The sequence below is a fragment of the Eoetvoesiella caeni genome, assembly GCF_003315175.1.
Lineage (GTDB): Bacteria > Pseudomonadota > Gammaproteobacteria > Burkholderiales > Burkholderiaceae_B > Eoetvoesia > Eoetvoesia caeni.
Genome location: NZ_QNRQ01000003.1, coordinates 373,504 through 390,993, shown reverse-complemented (window position 1 = coordinate 390,993; position 17,490 = coordinate 373,504). Strand labels below are relative to the sequence as shown.

The following is a 17,490-nucleotide window of genomic DNA, read 5'->3' as shown; positions in this document are numbered from 1 at the left end:
AGGACTAATCGAACGCGGCCTGTACGGCCTCGGCGAACTGGGCAGCGTAGCGGGCGGCACAGGCGGCGATCACCGCAAGGGTGCCGCACTGGTATTGGCTCGGGTGCTGCGCGGCCTGTAGCTGGCGCAGTGTGGCCGGTAGCCGTGGGTGTTGCGGGATGCAGTAACGAAAAACCCCAGCCGGTGAGGGCTGGGGCTTCGTTTTGGTGGGCCGCCTGTGAGTCGAACACAGCACCAACAGATTATGAGTCTGCTGCTCTAACCAAGCATGAGCTAGCGGCCCGAAACTTTGCTTCTGTTACTTACCCGTTACATGGTGGCTTTGCGTGGTGTGCTGCCAACCATGTAACGCGTTGATTCTATTACGTTTTTACTGCTTTTACAACATCTTGCGCCATGTATTATGAGTCCGCTGCTCTAACCAAGCATGAGCTAGAGGGGCAACAAGCCCGAAATTATCGCATACTCCGATGCGGCTTGCCAGTTGACGATATTTTTCTACTTTTGGACGGGCCATTGAGTAAACTGCACGGCTAAGAACATACAAGACGGGAAGGGAGTTGCCATGGTTCGCCGCGCTGCATTGGGCTGGATTCTGTTTTTGTCGCTTTGCGGTGCGCAGGCGGCTCAGATAACGCAATTCTCGCCCCAGGGCCGCGTGGCGGTAGTCGAAAGCATCAAGGTCATGTTCGATGCGCCAGTCATTGTTTTTGGCGACGACCAAGCCAAGGCGCCGCTGACAGTCAGTTGCAATGACGCCAGCGTGACGGGGCAGGGACGCTGGCTTGATGCACGGCGCTGGACTTACGTATTCGAGCAGCGGCCGGGGCCTGGGGTGCAATGCCAGGCCAAGGCCGATCCGGGTTTTCGTGCGCTTAATGGCGAAGCCTTGCGCGGCAAGACCCAATTCACGTTTGCGACCGGCGGGCCGCAGGTTATTGAAACCTTTCCGCGCAGCGATATGGTCGACGAGGACCAGGTGTTCGTGCTGCGATTCAACGGCAAGGTCAAGCCGGAAACCGTTGCGGCCCATGTCATGTGCGTGGCGCAAGGGCTGGGCGAAGAAATTCCTGTACGTTTGATAGGCGAGCCCGAGCGCAAGGCTATTCTAGAGGCCGCGTACATACCGGAGTCGCAGCGCGACGACAGCGTGCAACTAGTGCAGTGTAAGCGCCGGCTGTCTGCCGACGGAAAAGTGCAGCTGATTATAGGACGTGGGGTGGCGACGCCTTCCGGTGTCGCGTCCGACAAGGCGCAGGCGTTCGATTACACGGTGCGCGAACCTTTCAAGGCCTCGTTCAGTTGCCAGCGCGAAAACGCCAACGCGGCTTGCACGCCTGTGTCGCCGATAGTGCTTAATTTCAATGCGCCCGTGTCCAGCGAACAGGCGGCCAAGATACGCCTTAGAACGCCGAACGGCGAGGTCGGCCCGCAAAACCGGGATGACTCCTACCGCGGCAGCGTCGACTACGTGCGGTTTGCGGGGCCGTTTCCCGAGCGCGCCGAACTGAAGCTTGAACTGCCCGATAATATTCGGGACGACGCGGGTCGCGCGTTGAGCAACGCGGACCAGTTTCCTTTGTCGATTCCGATGGCGCCGTTCCCGCCGCTGGTAAAGTTTGCCGCGGCGCCCTTTGGAGTGATCGAACGCTTTGCCTATGCGCCGGCGCAGGCCGACAGCGCGGAGCCACCGACAGTGCCGCTGTCTGTACGTAATGTCGAAGGACAGTTGCGCGGCAAAGAACTGGCTGTGTCGGCAGGCAAGGTCCGCGACCGCGTTACTCAGGACGATGTGGATGTGCTGCATTGGTATGCGCGCCTGCAGCGGCTGGACGACGGCATGTTGACCGAGCTTCAGTTGAAAAAAATCATGGCCGACCGTGCGCCGGCGCACGATAAGGGGCCGGCTGTTGATGTGCGCGGGTTTTCGGCATTGGCGGGACAGGCCGATGTGCGCGAAATGACCTTGCCGGCCTTGATGGAAGAAGGCGCTGATGTGCCGCTGGAGGTCATAGGCATACCCGTCGGCGAGCCCGGATTTCATGTGCTGGAAGTCGAGTCGGCCCGGTTGGGGGCTGCGTTGCTGCAATCGGCCAAACCCATGTATGTGCGCAGCTCGGCGCTGGTGACCAACTTGGGCGTGCACATGAAGCAGGGGCGCGACGACGTCCTGGTCTGGGTGACTACCCTGGACCAGGGCAAGGTGGTGGCGGGCGCGCAGATCAATGTGCTGGACTGCGAGGGCAGGGCTTTGGCATCGGGCACGACGGACGCGCAAGGCGTTTGGCACGGCACGCAGGCGCTTGCCGCGCCCAGCTACTGCGAGAGCACGGGGTTAAGCGGTGTTTATGTTTCGGCCCGTATTCCGGCCGATCATCCGCAAGCTTATGGCAAGGCGGACTTTTCTTTTGTTTTGTCCGGCTGGAACCGGGGCATAGAATCCTGGCGTTTCAATGTGCCCACCAATACCGAGCCGACGCCCACCAAGGTAACGCATACGGTGTTCGACCGCAGCTTGTTGCGGGCCGGCGAAACCATTTCCATGAAGCATTACATCCGCGTTCAGACGCGCGATGGCCTGGCCGTGCCGGGCAAAGATCAGGTCCTTCCCGATACGGTGGTGATCGAGCATCAGGGTTCGGGTGAAAACTTTGAGCTGCCGCTGGTCTGGAAACCGACGCCCTCGGGCGGCCTGAGCGCGGTCAGCAGCTATGCCGTTCCCAAGACAGCCAAGCTGGGTGTGTATGCCGTGACTTTGACGGGCACGAACTACCGCTATGCCCAGCCGGACGGCGAGTTTCGTATTGAGGAGTTCAAGTTGCCGGTGTTGACTGGCGGCTTGAAAATCAGCGCGGCCGATGGCTCGCCCTTGTTGATTGCACCGAAATCGCTGAATGCCGACGTGCAAATATCCTATGTGTCGGGCGGCCCGGCCAGCCAATTGCACACCAGCATGTCCGCCATGGTGCGGGACAAGGCACTTAGCTTCGATGGCTATGACGACTATTCGTTCGGTGCCTACAACTATGAGGAAGACGGCAACGAGGCCGATGCAGGGGCCGAGGCGCAGTCTCTGTTCCTCGACAAAAAACCTGTCGTCCTGGATGCGCATGGCGGAGCTCGTACCGAGATCGCTACATTGCCCAAGCTTGGCAGCCAGCCTCGCGATTTGCTGTTCGAGGCGACGTTTGCCGATCCTAACGGCGAAATCCAGACCTTGAGCCAGACCGCGACGGTATGGCCGGCCGGCGTGGTGGCTGGAATACGCGCCGGCAGCTGGGTGGCGCAAGGCCAGGACATTGCGGTGACGGGGCTGGCCTTGTCGCCGGCCGGCAAGCCGCAGGCGGATGTCAGCATGTCGGTCAGCGCGATCAGCCGCAATAGGTATTCAACCCGCAAACGTATGGTGGGCGGATTTTATAGCTACGACAGCCATGTCGAAACACGCGACCTGGGGGTGGTTTGCGAAGGCAAGACCAACGACCAGGGCCAGTTGCCATGCAAAGGAAGCGTGAAGGAGTCCGGTGAAATCGTGCTGGTCGCAACGGCGCGCGATGCCCAGGGCCGTGTCTCCAAGGCAACGTCGTCTGTATGGGTGGTGGGTGGCGATGAACTGTGGTTTGGCGGCGCCAATGACGATCGCATCGACATCATCCCGGAGAAGAAGGTGTATGCCCCTGGCGAGATCGCTGAATTCCAGGTGCGGATGCCGTTTCGCGAAGCAACGGCGCTGGTTGCGGTCGAACGCGAAGGGGTGCTGTCGACCCAGGTCGTCGAGCTTTCGGGAACCGACCCGCGCGTGCGCCTGACAGTCGACCCGAAATGGGGTCCCAATGTTTATGTGTCGGTCCTGGCTTTACGCGGGCGCCTGCACGAGGTGCCCTGGTATTCCTTCTTTACATGGGGATGGAAGCAGCCGGGCGCATGGTTCCAGGCATACGGCGGGACGGGCGGCAAATATACGGCGCCGACCGGCCTGGTGGATTTATCCAAGCCGGCATTCCGCTTTGGCCTGGCCGAAATACGCGTAGCCGGCAAGCAGGACCAGCTTGTGGTCAAGGTCAGCGCAGACAAGCCGCGCTATCAGGTCCGGGACAAAGCCGAAGTAAGTATCCAGGTGTCGCTGCCTGACGGTTCGCCGGCAGCCAATGGACAAGTGGCGTTTGCGGCGGTCGATGAAGCCTTGCTTGCATTGGCGCCCAATGCAAGCTGGGACCTGCTGGACGCCATGCGCCAGCGCCGCGGTTACGGCGTGGAGACCGCGACGGCGCAAATGCAGATAGTGGGAAGGCGCCATTACGGACGCAAGGCCCTGCCTGCGGGCGGGGGAGGCGGCAAGAGCCCCACGCGCGAACTGCTGGACACCTTGCTGTTGTGGAAGGCGAACGTACCGTTGGATGAACACGGGTCGGCACGGCTTACCGTACCCCTGAACGATTCCATTACCTCATTCCGCCTGGTGGCCGTGGCAGACTACGGCACCCAGCGCTTCGGCACGGGCAGTGCGGCCATTGCCGCAACTCAGGATGTGCAGCTGATTTCGGGCTTGCCGGCCTTGGTGCGCGAGGGCGACGCATATCAGGCCGCTGTTACCGTGCGCAATACGACGCAGCGCGATATGCGCATTCAGGTCGATGCGGGCTACGCCGGCCCGGGTTTGCCTGCCGAAACGCTGGCGACGCAATTGATACAGGTGCCGGCTGGCGCAGCGCAGGCGGTGAACTGGAAAGTGCAGGCGCCCGAAGGCAATGCGCCGGACAGTTCAACGGTGCTGAACTGGATACTGCAGGCGCGCGAGGTGGCGCAAGGACAGGCGCCGCTTCCCGTACCGGCGCCTGGCGCGCTCGCGGCGGCGAAGGAGGCCAAGGAGATGAAAGAGGCGGCGGCGCTTGCGGGCGACAGGCTGGCGTTCAAGCAAACCTTGTTGCCCAGCGTACCAATCACCGCCAAGCAAAGCGTCTTGACTGCCGTTGAAACCAGCCGCCCCGTGCACCTGGCTGTGCAGGCCCCGCAAGGTAGCCTGCAAGATGGCAAAGGGCAGCCGCGCGGCGGCCTGGAAATTTATTTGCAGCCCTCGCTGGCCGGCGGCCTTCCGGGCGTTCGCAAATGGTTCGAAGCCTATCCATATACCTGCCTGGAGCAGCTAAGCTCGAAGGCCTTGGGCTTGCGCAGCGGCGAACAATGGTCGAATCTTATGGCGCAGTTGCCCGACTATCTGGACGATGACGGCCTGGCCCGCTATTTTCCCGGCATGTCGCGCGGCAGCGAAGTGCTTACTGCTTACTTGCTGGCGGCCAGCAACGAAGCCCAGGCGCTGGGCTTGCCGTTTGCCATTCCCGAACCAAGCCGCGAAAAAATGAAGAACGGCTTGCTGGCCTTCATAAGCGGCAAAATCGTGCGCAATCGGTGGGCGCCGCAAAACGACCTGGACGTGCGCAAGCTATTGGTGCTTGAAGCCTTGTCGCGCGAGGGCGCGGCCAATGCGCGCATGCTGGGCAGCATACGCATTGCACCCGATACCTGGCCTACTTCGGCGGTGATCGACTGGCTGGCTATCGTGTCGCGCGTTCCTGGCATACCGAATGCCGCGGCCTTGAAGGAGCAGGCCGGCCAAATTATCCAGGCCCGCATGCTAAGCCGTGGAACTGAACTGGTATTTGCCGACGATGCCCAGAATAACTGGTGGTGGCTTATGGGAAGTCCCGAGGTCAATGCCGCCAAGTTGATCTTGACGGTGATAGGGCAGCCGGCCTGGGACGAAGACATGCCGCGCCTTGTTCAGGGTTTGATGGCGCGTCAGCAAAATGGCGCATGGCGTACCACCACTTCCAACCTGATGGCCAGCCTGGCCATGGAGAAGTTCGCGCGCCATTTCGAACATGACGCTGTTTCGGGGCAGGTGCGCATGCAATTGGTGCCGGGCGGGAAGACCCTTACCTACAATTGGCCCGCAGCCGGGCAGCCGAATCCTGGTTCGGCGCAGGCGCGCAATGCCCTGAAGGTGAAGGCGCCGACGGACGTGCCGGTGCAGCGCTACTTCCAGCCATGGAGCACCGCCGCCAAACAGGTTCTTGACATAGAGCAGCAAGGACCGGGCGTGGCATGGGCTTCAGTACGTTCTTTGGCGGCTGTGCCTGTCGTCAAGCCCATTGCGGCCGGCTACGATGTGCAAAGAAAAATCGTGCCTGTTGCGCAGGCGCTGCCGGGGCGGTGGTCGCGCGGCGACGTATACCGCGTGCAGCTTCGTATTACCGCCAAGACCGCAACCGTGTGGGCCGTGCTTAGCGATCCGGTGCCGGCCGGCGCCACCATCCTGGGCAGCGGCCTGGGGCGGGACTCGGCCATTGCCTCGACTGCCGCTACGCCTGCTGATGTAGAGCGGGACGGGCGGTTCGACAGGCAGCCCAGCTTTGTCGAGCGGTCGTTTGAAGGCGTGCGTGCTTATTACGAATATCTGCCGCAAGGCACTACCACCCTTGAGTACACGGTACGGCTTAATACCGTTGGCAGCTTCCTGTTGCCGCCCACTCGTATCGAGGCGCTGTATCAGCCCGACGTATACGGTGTGCGCCCCAACGGCGGCGGTTTGTCGGTGCAGGATGCGACCGCTGGAACAGACGCGGCGGCCCGTTAGGAGAACGGTACGATGAGTCAATGGGCAGTATGCGGCATTGTGCTCGCGGGGCGGCAAGCTGCAACGCGGCGGCTGACGGCGCGGCTTTGGCGGCAATTCCTGCTTGCCTGTATTTTTCTCGCTTCGTTTCAAGCTGGTCCTGCGGCAGCCGCGCCAGCTTATGAGCAGGTTCGTGAACAGTATCGCGCGTCAGACATCGTCTTGCTTGATCGTGGCGGCCATCCCTTGCAGCGGATGCGCACGGATTACCAGGGCAGGCGCGGCGACTGGCTGGCATTGAATGATGTTTCCCCGGCCTTGCTGGCGGCCGTGATCCAGTCGGAGGACAAAAGGTTTTATTCACATTCGGGCGTCGATTGGCGCGCTATTGCGGCGGCGGCATGGGGGATGGCGTTCGGGCAAGGGCGCCGTGGCGCTTCGACGCTGACTATGCAATTAAGCAGTCTGTTAAGCGGTGAACGCGAACAACGGGGCGCCCGGCGGCGCAGCATCGCGCAGAAGATCGACCAGATCGAAGCGGCGCGCGAGCTTGAACGGCACTGGAGCAAACAGCAGATAGTCGAGGCGTATTTGAATCTTGCGCCGTTTCGCGGCGAGATCGTGGGCGTGGACGCCCTGGCGCGGGTGTTGTTTCAAAAACATGCCAGCGGGCTGAACACGCGCGAATCGGCGCTGGCGGCCGCAATGCTGCGTGCGCCCAATGCTTCGGCCAGGACTCTGGCGCAGCGCGCCTGCGCTTTGCTCAAGGAAATGGGGCAAGAGAGCGAATGCGAGGACCTGGACCTTTTTGTGCGCTCCAGCCTGCAGCACGGTTCGGCGGTTCGCGTTGATAGCGACGGGCTGGCCCCGCATTTTGCGCAATGGGTCATAGAACAAAGCCAGCCCGGCGCGGGCGCGCATGTGCTGACCAGCATCGACGCGGATCTGCAGCGTTTCGTCATTCAGACGGTGATGCGCCGGCTGCGTGAATTAAGTTCCAGCCACGTCAGCGATGCAGCCGTTGTCGTGCTGGACAATGAAACCGGCCAGGTGTTGGCATACGTGGGTTCGTCGGGCGAGCTGTCGCGGGCGGCCCGGGTGGATCACGCGCGGTCGCTGCGCCAGGCGGGTTCGACGCTGAAACCTTTCTTGTATGCCCAGGCCATAGAGCAAGAGCGTTTGACGGCGGCATCCTTGCTGGATGATAGTCCGCTGGGGCTGCCCACGGGCAATGGCTTGTATATACCGCAGAACTACGACAAGCAGTTTTCGGGCTGGGTCAGCATGCGCATTGCCTTGGCGTCGTCGTTGAATATTCCCGCCGTGCGTACTTTGGTGATGGTGACGCCCGACGCTTTCCAGCAGCGTCTGCTGCGCCTGGGCTTGCCGCTGGACCAGACCGGCGATTTCTATGGTTTCAGCCTGGCGCTGGGCAGCGCCGACGTGTCGCTCTTGAGCTTAAGCAACGCTTACCGCAGCCTGGCAACGCAAGGCCTGTACGGACCTTTGCAGTTTGTGCCGGCAAAGGGTGGGCCTGCGCCGCGCCAGAAGGTGTTTGCGCCGGCGGCGGCCTGGATTATTGGCGATGTGCTGTCCGACCGGCATGCGCGTGCGCGCACTTTTGGGCTGGACAGCCCGTTGGCTACGCCATTCTGGACCGCGGTGAAAACCGGAACCAGTAAAGATATGCGCGATAACTGGTGCCTGGGCTGGTCACAGCGCTATACCGTTGGCGTTTGGGCCGGCAACAGCAGTGGCGCCAGCATGCGCGATGTTTCGGGGGTTTCGGGCGCCGGGCCGATCTGGCATGACATCATGAATTATTTGCATCGCGGCGGCGACAGCATGCAACCGCCGCCGCCATCGGGCGTAGTGCGCCGCGCGGTTGTGTTCGAAGGTGGCCTGGAGCCTGCGCGCGACGATTATTTCGTGGGCGACACGGCTGTCAGTCGTGTGCGTCTGCGCGGTACTGAAAAGGCAGGCGATGCGCTGTTGCGCATAATCAGCCCGGCACCGGGTACGATAGTGGCGCTGGACCCGGACATACCGCCGGACAAGCAGAAATTATTATTGTTGGCGTCCGGAACCGGCCACGATGCGCGCGGCGCCATGTGGCATGTGGACGGAAAGCCGGCGGGCGAGGGGCTGCGCGGGTGGTGGGCGCCATGGCCCGGCAAGCATCGAATAGAACTATTGGGCGCCGACGGGAAATTGCGCGACCACGCAACGTTTGAAGTGCGTGGCGCAACGCAACGGGCCGCGATTATTTCGCCTGGTTGACGACTTGCTGGCTGTGGCTGATGCCATTCTGGCCATGATGGATTACAAAGCCGAATATCACCAAAAAGACGATGGTGACAACAGCGGTAATAAGGCCGGGCGAAAATTTTGGTTTGTTATCAGCCATGACGGCCTCCGAAAAAGAATTTACCGATAAGCGGCAAAAGATCAATCAGCCATAATATCTTGACCGCGCCCCCTAGCGCAAGCCGCAGGTGTGCAGGGCATGGGCCGCTACGCTAATGTCTTGTCATGTTTAACCCACAATTCTGACAATATGCAGATTTTCTCTATGTGGCTTCCTGTTAGAATTTAGTACACGTACAACTAGAGAGGGGCTATATCATGAACATCATGCGCGTAATGGCACGTATTCTCGCACCGGTCAGCCTGGCGCTGTTGGCTGCTTGCCAAACCATGCCAGGAAAAGAAAAAGCCGCCGCTCAGCCCGAAACCACATTGCAGGCATCCAAAACGGGCGCGCCAGTGGCGGTATTTTTGGCCGACACTCAAAACCAGAAGGGCTGGACAGCGGTGCAGATTCAATCGGGTACGCTATACGTAAATCCCCAGCCAGTGGTCACCCGCGACGACCTGGTGGGCATTCGCGCCGGTACGAACAAAGAGGGCGAAGGCCTGTTGGCACTGGCCTTGAACGAAGGCGGCCAGAAAAAAGTAGCGTCTGTTACGCGGCAGAATCCGAATAAGCGCCTGGCTCTTGTGGTTGGCCGCACCATGTTGGCCGCGCCCGGCTACACCACGCAGGTCACTTCCGACCAGCTTGTGTTTGCAGTGGGATCGGAACAAAACGCCACGGCTGCGGCACGCGCCATTGCAGGGGTCGACACCCCGCCCACCGAGGGCACCGCCAAGCCATAACAATATATAGCGCGCCGGCCGGGCGCGTTTTGTTTTTCACCGATCAAGTCTTTATGAATCTATCCGAGCGCAATGCTATGTTCCGGCCCCTGTCGTCCATGTTGATGCTGGGGTTCAAGTATCTGGCATGGCTGAATGGGCTGGGCTTGTTGCTGGTTTTGTTGTGTGCGCTGGGGCTGATAGCAACGGATTTTTCGCCCGAGTGGCTGCGCTTTCCGCTATTGGCCTTCAGCAGCGGCGTTTTACTGTGCGGCCTTAGTCTGTTGTGGGCCTATTTGGCGCAGGTCAGCCTGTTCACGCAGTTCCTCGCAGGCTATGCCAGGCGTACCCACTGGGTGCCCCTGACCTGCATGATAGTTGCGTATTGCCTTAGCCTTGTGGCATTTCTTGTCGGTTGCTGGCTGATAGTGTATTTGGCTGGGGCAAGCTACCAGGCATCCGACGACGCCGCCGGCCCCAGCAGCGAAGCCATGCCTTATTCGCAGTCGGGCGATGCCAATAATAATTTCATCTATGTAGGAAAAGAGCGCACAGTGCAGTTCCTGGCGATCCGGTAGGCGTTGTTCGGCGCCGGTCCAAGATGCCTGGACCTGTGCGACTGCGTTGTTTTTTTCCCATAGCAACATAATTACTGGCGGTTTTCTTCGAAGTTGCTCGTAATTTTCGTGCGTCCTTAATAAACTATGCGCATTGCGTATATTTTCAAGGATTGCCATGTCCGTCTCCCAGCAAGTGTTTCTTCGCGACGCCATGCGCCGCCTAAACCTGACTCGTGATGTCTTTGCCGCGCGCATAGGCGTGAAACGGCGGGCATTGGACACCTGGCTTTTGCCCGAGGGATCGCAAGAAGCGCGGTCCATGCCGGAAGTCGTAACGCGTTTCGTCACCGAAATCGTTGATAACGAAGCTTTGCTGAAGAAGTATGCGCAAAGCGCACAGTCCGGGCCCTTGCGCGACCGAATTGCCGCGGACGGCAAGCATCAGCTATTGTCGGTCGATCAGTTTTCGCGTGAATCGGTTGAAGAGCTATTCCGCATTGCGGACTTGATGCAGCCTATTGCACGACGCCAAAAGGTCTCGAGGGTGCTTGAGGGCGCGGTCCTGGGCAACCTGTTTTTCGAAGCCAGCACGCGCACTAGGGTAAGCTTCGGCGCCGCGTTCTGCCGGCTGGGCGGCTCGGTTTGCGACACCACGGGCTTTACGTTTTCGTCCATGGCCAAGGGCGAATCCATTTACGACACCAGCCGCGTCATGAGCGGCTATGTCGACGCCATGGTGATACGCCACCCCGAACAGGGCTCGGTGGCCGAATTTGCCCGCGCCACCAATATACCGGTGGTGAACGGCGGCGATGGGCCCGGCGAACACCCCAGCCAGGCATTGCTGGACTTATACACCATACTTACCGAGTTTTCACGGCTTGGAAAATTGCTGGATGGCGCGCACGTGGCCATGGTGGGCGACCTGAAATACGGCCGTACCGTTCATTCGCTGATCAAGCTGCTGGCCTTGTATCGAGGCCTGAAGTTCACCCTGATTGCGCCGCGCGGCCTGGAAATGCCCGACTATATTATCGAGCAGGCCAGCAAGTACGGCCATGTTATCGAACAGACCAGCTCGCTTGAGCAGGGCTTGGTGGGCGCGGATGTCATTTATGCCACCCGCGTTCAAAAAGAGCGCTTTGCCGATGAAGACCTGGAAGGCTATACCGCCGATTTTCAGGTAAACAAGGCCATCGTGGACAAGTGCTGCGGGCCGGACGTAATTGTTATGCACCCTTTGCCGCGCGATAGCCGCGAAGGGGCACATGATTTAAGTGTCGACCTGAACGATGATCCGCGCCTGGCGATTTTCCGCCAGGCCGACAACGGCATCCCGGTGCGTATGGCGATTTTTGCGGTGCTGCTGGGCGTGGAGGGCCTGGTGCAGCATTCGCTGCGCGACGTTACCTGGAGCCCGCCTTCGCACATCGGTCCGGACGACAGCGTTTTCCACGGCATGGATTGAAGCGCTGCGGCGCCAGTGTTTACCGCTGCCCGCGTTAGGCGGGCAGCGGATGGACGGATAGGCGCACAGACGGCGCAATATTGCTTTGCTGACGTCGTTGCGTCCGCTTTTGGCTGCGATCAGCCGACTTTTTTCTCGCCGCCAAGGGCTTCGACCAGGCCTTCGATCAGCTTGGTCAATTCCCCCGTCATGAGCGCCATGTCCGAGTCGAATTGTTCGACTTCGTTTTGCGCGCTGCTGTCCTGGTTTTCCTTGAGGACGTCCAGCGGGGTAACGCGCTTGATGTCCAGGCCTTCGGTCAGCACGAACGAGACCCGGTCGGCCCAAGTTAGGGCCAGGCGGGTGCATTGCTTGCCGGCCTGTACATGTTTGCGCACATCGTCGATTTCGATGCTTTGGCGAACGTAACGCACGGCGGCGCGGCTTTCGCTGGTGGAGCGCAGCTCGGTATCCTGGTCTACGCTGAAGCCGGCGGGCGGCTCGTCGCTGATCAGCCAGTCGGTCATGGCCGAGGCGGGCGAGGTTTCCACGTGCAATTGCAAAACTGGGAAAGGCTCGATGGCCTTGGCTAGCATGCCCAGGACCTCGTCGCTTTTGGCAGCCGCCGCGGCGTCGATAACCAGCCAGTGTTGACGGGTGTCTATCCAGACGCGCGTGTCGCGATAAATGCTGAAGGCTTTGGGCAGGAGTTCTTCGGTGACCTGCTCTTTTATTTCCTTCATTTGCTTGCGGCCCGGCTTGTAGCCTTGCTGCTCTTCCATGTCCTGGGCTTTGGCGCGCGCCACTTGGTTGATGACGGTAGTCGGCAACAGTTTCTTTTCGGCGCGCAGGCTTAGCAATAGCTGGCCATTGACGGCGTGCACCAGGCCTCCGCCTTCGCGCGGGGGCACCCAGCCCAGGCTTTGCATTTCCTGGCTGCCGCCAGGCTGGAAAGCTTGCTTTTCAAGTGCGGCTTCAAGGGCGTCGACGCTGGTCGACCAGGAGGGGGCTAAACGGAAAACTCTTAGATTCTTAAACCACATGGATAGATTTGCTTCGCAGATATCGTGAGTGCATTGCGCCTTGGCAAGGCGCAAGCCGGAAAAACAGTGACCGTCGATTGTAAGCCTATTTGGACAAGAGGCGCCTTTGCCTTGGTGCCCAAAAAAATTGGCCCGGCATGCCGAGGCAGCGGGCCAAATAAGGGGACACACCGTGCTGCGCTATAAAGTTCGCGGGGAACGCAGCACAAGTGAGACAGGGATATGCGGGGCGTAAGCGTTGCTCAATGGGGATTGAGTTCTCAGCGATTGCAACCCTGCTTCTTCCTATGGTTGGTATTCTAAAGAGGGCATGCTGAAAGCTAGCTGAAACCCGTAGAGACTTTGTGAAAATAGTCTTTTCTGGAAGTGACTGCCTCTCGCAACGGCCTGCTATTGGCATGACGTGTGTGATAAAAAAACCGCTTCGGGAAGGACCGGAAGCGGCTGGAGGGTGGGTTTGCCGGCATTTGAAGAAGGCCTGCAAACCCGGGCATGACCGTTTTACGCGTTGATGTCGACGTCTTTGGTTTCTTTGATGAACAGCGTGCCGATGACCAGGGTCATGGCGGCGACAATGACGGGGTACCAAAGTCCGTCATAGATGCTGCCGGTGGCGGCCACGATGGCAAAGGCCACAGGAGGCAGGAAGCCGCCGAACCAGCCGTTGCCTATGTGGTACGGCAAGCTCATTGATGTGTAGCGAATGCGGGTGGGGAACATTTCCACCAGCATGGCGGCGATAGGTCCATAGACCATGGTGACCAGGATCACCAGGAAGGTCAGCAGCACCACGACCATGACATAGTTGATTTGCGAGGGGTCCGCCTTGGCTGGATAGCCGTGGCTGCGAATGGCCTCGGTCATGGATTTTTTCAGCTCTGCCGACTTGGCTGTGAAGTCCGCCTTGTTCAGGCCCTTGCCTTCGAACGAGGCGAATACATCGTTGCCTATTTTTGCCGAAGCAATGGTACCTGCAGGTGCCGCCTGGTTTGAATAGTTGACGGAGTTGCTGGCCATGAAGGCCTTCAGGATGTCGCAGGAGCTGGTAAAGGACGAAGTGCCCACAGGGTTGAACTGGAACGAGCAGGTGCTGGGATCGGCAACAATGGTGACCGGAGCCGTGGACTGGGCATGTTCGAGGGCGGGGTTGGCAAAGTGTGTGATGCCCATGAACGTCGGGAAGTACGTCAACGCCGCGATAAGGCAGCCGGCCATGATGATGGGCTTGCGGCCGATGCGGTCTGAAAGCGCGCCAAAGACCACGAAGAACGGCGTGCCTATCAGCAGCGCCAGCGCAATCATGATGTTGGCCGTATTGGCTTCTATGCCCAGCGTTTTGGTCAGGAAGAACAGCGCATAGAATTGACCGGTATACCAGACCACGGCTTGGCCGGCGGTAAGGCCCAGCAAGGCCAGGATCACTATTTTCAGGTTGCTCCATTTTCCGAAGGAATCCCTGAGCGGAGCTTTGGACTGCTTGCCTTCTTCTTTCATCCTGACGAAAGCCGGGGACTCATTCAAGCGCATGCGGATCCACACTGAAATGGCCAGCAGGATGGAAGAAACCAGGAACGGAATGCGCCAGCCCCACTCAAGGAACGCCTGTTCGCCCATGACGCTGCGGATGCCCAGGATAAGCAACAAGGAAAGAAACAATCCCATGGTGGCCGTTGTCTGGATCCAGCTTGTGTAGAAGCCGCGCCGGTTTTGCGGGGCATGTTCGGCCACATAGGTGGCCGCACCGCCGTATTCGCCGCCCAGTGCCAGGCCTTGCAACAGGCGCAGCACAATCAGGATGACCGGCGCGGCCATGCCGATGGAAGCATACGAGGGCAGGACGCCAACCAGAAAGGTTGATAGCCCCATGATAAGAATTGTGATCAAGAACGTGTATTTGCGCCCGACCATGTCGCCCAGGCGGCCGAAGACCAGAGCGCCGAAAGGACGCACCGCGAAGCCGGCGGCAAATGCCAGCAAGGCGAAAATAAAGCCTGCCGTAGGATTTACGCCTGAGAAGAAGTGGGCGGCAATAATCGTGGCCAGCGAGCCGTAAAGATAAAAGTCGTACCATTCGAAAACAGTACCCAGCGACGAAGCGAAGATGACGCGCTTTTCCTCGGGCGTCATGGGGCGGTTGTTGGCGGCGGGTGCGCCGTCGCTTAGTTTTCGCGGCGGCGTGATTGTGGATGTGGGCGTACTCATAATGTCTCCTCTAAGGGGTAAGGCCGATAGAATGGGTTTGTTCTTTTATTTTGTCGATCACCCGCGTCTGGGGCGGATAGCCACACAGTAGAAAACCTGGCTGACCTCAAACTGACGACTTCGGACTTGATGTTTGAATTTTTGTAATAAAAAGTAATCAGGTGCTTTGCCTTGCCGGGGGCAAGGGGAAGCTGATGCGCAGGCAAGTACTGCCGGCCTGGCCCGCACGGCTGCCGGGAGCCATGAAGGTGATGACCGCGCCGTGCTGGTCGGCGATTTCCTTGACGATGGCCAGGCCCAGGCCGCTGCCATCGGCCGCCGTACCCAGGATGCGGTAAAAGCGGTCGAATATCCTGTCGCGATGTTCTTCGGGAATGCCCTGGCCCGAATCCTCCACTTCGATGTGCGGCGAAGGCGAATCGCCCACGCGTATCGTTGCCCAGCCATGTTCCGGGGTGTAGAGCAAGGCGTTGTCGATCAGATTATTGAGCAGCTCGGCCAGCATTGTGGCCTGTCCTTCAACAAGAACCGGCGTCGATGCCGGCTCGAAGCCCAGGTCGATTTGCTTTTGCAGGGCGCGTTCCACCCATTCCAGCGTTTGTTGCTCGGCCAGAGCATTCAGGTCGATAAGGTTCGAGTCGGAATGAGAAGGGGTGTCGGAACTCTCGGCGCGGGTCAGGGCAAGCAGTTGCTTGACCAGGCGGGTGGCGCGTTCCGACCCTTTGACCAATTGCCGCAGGCTGGCATCGAGCTTCTCGGGGCTGCGTTCGCGCAGGGCCAGTTCCGCTTGTGTGCGCATTCCCGCCAGCGGCGTTTTCAATTGATGCGCTGTATTGGCTACGAAGCGGCGCTGGATGGCCGTGCTGGCGGCAAGCTGGCCGAGCAGGTCGTTCATGGCGGTAAGCAGCGGCGTTATTTCGGCCGGCGCGAGGTCTTCGTCGATGGGCGAAAGATCGTTGGGGCGCCGCGCCCGGATTCGATCTTGCAGCAGCGTCAGCGGCTCCAGGCCCTGCGTCAGGCCCAGTCCCACAAGCAGGGCGGCCAGCGGCAGCACAATGAGCTGCGGCGTAAGCATGCCGGTCAGGATTTCCTGCTGCAAGGTGGCCCGTCTTTCATTGGTTTCGGCAACCACGGTTAAAAACGGCGTGCCGTCCAGGTCTTGTCCGCCCCAGGTATAGGCGACGCGTATGCTTTGGTTGTCCAGGGTGTCGTTGACGAACCGGATCTTGTCGGTCTCGTAGGCCCAGTTGTCAGGTAGCGGAATGGTTGCATTGCCGGCAATGGAGCGGCCGTTTGCATTGCGTATTTCCCAACGCGTCGATTGTTCGTCTTCGGACTGGAAGATAGTAAGTATGGTCGGGGAAAGTGCAACGCCATGGCTGATGCGCTGCTGCTCCATTTCGTGCTGAAGCACGCGCAGGTGATCGCTTAAGGTCCTGTCGTAGGGCGCATTGGCGATGTTCTGGGCAATGAAATAGGTAATGACGATGCCGATGGTCCAGAGCAGCAGCAGCGGGCCGAACATCCAGATCAGGATTTTGCCCAGCAAGGTCGGTTTATGGGATTCAGGTGCGCCGCCCTTGTGTTGCGGGCGACGTCCCGTGCGGGGCGCCGGCTGTTCAGGCATGGGGGGCGGATGTGGCTGGTTCTGCGTGATGGTCGGGTTCCAGGCAATAACCCAGCCCGCGCACCGTAATAATCCTGGCGCCGCTGGGTTCCAGCTTTTTGCGCAGGCGGTAAATATAGACTTCAATGGCGTTGGTGGTGACTTCTTCGCCCCATTCGCACAGCAGGTCGACAAGCTGGTTCTTGCTGATCATGCGGCCGGCCCGCGACAGGAAAATTTCCAGCAGGCTGGTTTCGCGGGCCGAGAGCTCCAGCGGCAGGCCGTCGATTTGGGCCGTGCGCCCATTCAGGTCGAAACTTAGGCGCTTGTGCCACAGTACTGTCGTGCTGTTGCCGGCGCTGCGGCGTGTGAGGGCGCGCACCCGCGCTTCGAGTTCGGACAGGGCAAAGGGCTTGGCCATGTAGTCGTCGGCCCCAAGATCCAGGCCCTTAACCCGCTGTTCGACTGTGTCGGAAGCGGTAAGGATAAGCACCGGCAGGGCGCTTTTGCGCTGGCGCAGCTGGCGCAGTACCGACAGCCCGCTAAGCTGGGGAAGGTCCAGGTCCAGGATAAGCAGATCGAAGGTTTGCAGTTGCAGCGCCGAATCGGCGCTGGAGCCGTCGTTTACCACGTCGACGGCATAGCCGTCGTAGCGCAGTGAACGAGATAGTCCATCCGCAAGAATACTGTCGTCCTCGGCAATTAATATACGCATGTCTTGCTGGTTTGCTTTATGTTGTGCCACGGTAAGTATTCTTGCATGCGGGTTTGCGGGCGGTCTAGTGGGGGAATACGAGAGAACCTGTCCGGCGGCCAATTCTGGCGATTTGCTCAATTGCTGGTTATCTGTTTATTTATACAGTATAATTTGATGCAATAAT

At 59.8% G+C, this 17,490-nt stretch carries 10 protein-coding genes and 1 tRNA gene; 5 read left to right on the top strand and 6 right to left on the bottom strand.

Translation table 11 applies throughout. From position 1 onward, the window contains the following. Positions 1-204: 204 nt before the first annotated feature. Positions 205-283 (bottom strand) — tRNA-Ile (locus tag DFR37_RS08370). Positions 284-565: 282 nt separating this feature from the next. On the opposite strand from DFR37_RS08370, the gene DFR37_RS08365 reads away from it, so the two are divergent. Then, the gene (locus DFR37_RS08365) at positions 566-6,634 is read left to right on the top strand and encodes an alpha-2-macroglobulin family protein (RefSeq protein ID WP_113932760.1); all 6,069 of its coding nucleotides are present in this window, start codon (positions 566-568) and stop codon (positions 6,632-6,634) included. A 12-nt stretch (positions 6,635-6,646) separates the two neighbouring features. Beyond that, entirely contained in the window at positions 6,647-8,893 is a 2,247-nt protein-coding gene (pbpC, locus tag DFR37_RS08360) for a penicillin-binding protein 1C (RefSeq protein ID WP_113932759.1), read from the top strand. On the opposite strand, the gene DFR37_RS22975 is transcribed toward pbpC, so the two are convergent. Further along, positions 8,877-9,020, bottom strand: coding sequence for a hypothetical protein (locus DFR37_RS22975; RefSeq protein WP_170139864.1), 144 nt, complete (start codon positions 9,018-9,020; stop codon positions 8,877-8,879). The genes pbpC and DFR37_RS22975 overlap by 17 nt on opposite strands. Positions 9,021-9,238: 218 nt before the next feature. On the opposite strand from DFR37_RS22975, the gene DFR37_RS08355 reads away from it, so the two are divergent. The 3 genes from DFR37_RS08355 to DFR37_RS08345 all read left to right on the top strand — a co-directional run bounded on the left by DFR37_RS08355 (position 9,239) and on the right by DFR37_RS08345 (position 11,779). Next, on the top strand, positions 9,239-9,772 hold the full coding sequence (locus tag DFR37_RS08355; protein ID WP_242341744.1) for a SecDF P1 head subdomain-containing protein: 534 nt from the start codon (positions 9,239-9,241) through the stop codon (positions 9,770-9,772). A gap of 53 nt (positions 9,773-9,825) precedes the next feature. Next, entirely contained in the window at positions 9,826-10,329 is a 504-nt protein-coding gene (locus DFR37_RS08350; RefSeq protein WP_147251593.1) for a hypothetical protein, read from the top strand. 157 nt (positions 10,330-10,486) lie between these two features. Beyond that, a complete protein-coding gene (locus DFR37_RS08345) occupies positions 10,487-11,779 on the top strand; it encodes an aspartate carbamoyltransferase (protein WP_113932757.1) in 1,293 nt (430 codons plus the stop codon). A 119-nt stretch (positions 11,780-11,898) separates the two neighbouring features. Here the strand turns inward: DFR37_RS08345 and DFR37_RS08340 are convergent, their stop codons facing one another. From DFR37_RS08340 to DFR37_RS08325, 4 genes are all read right to left on the bottom strand, one after another. Continuing rightward, positions 11,899-12,801 (bottom strand): recombination-associated protein RdgC, encoded by a 903-nt coding sequence (locus DFR37_RS08340; RefSeq protein ID WP_113932756.1) that lies wholly within the window; start codon positions 12,799-12,801, stop codon positions 11,899-11,901. A gap of 501 nt (positions 12,802-13,302) precedes the next feature. Continuing rightward, a complete protein-coding gene (locus tag DFR37_RS08335; protein WP_170139873.1) occupies positions 13,303-14,928 on the bottom strand; it encodes an MFS transporter in 1,626 nt (541 codons plus the stop codon). Positions 14,929-15,160: 232 nt separating this feature from the next. After that, positions 15,161-16,630, bottom strand: coding sequence for a sensor histidine kinase (locus DFR37_RS08330; protein WP_113932754.1), 1,470 nt, complete (start codon positions 16,628-16,630; stop codon positions 15,161-15,163). After that, entirely contained in the window at positions 16,623-17,324 is a 702-nt protein-coding gene (locus DFR37_RS08325) for a response regulator (RefSeq protein WP_113932753.1), read from the bottom strand. Before DFR37_RS08325 ends, DFR37_RS08330 begins: the two co-directional genes overlap by 8 nt. Positions 17,325-17,490: the final 166 nt, after the last annotated feature.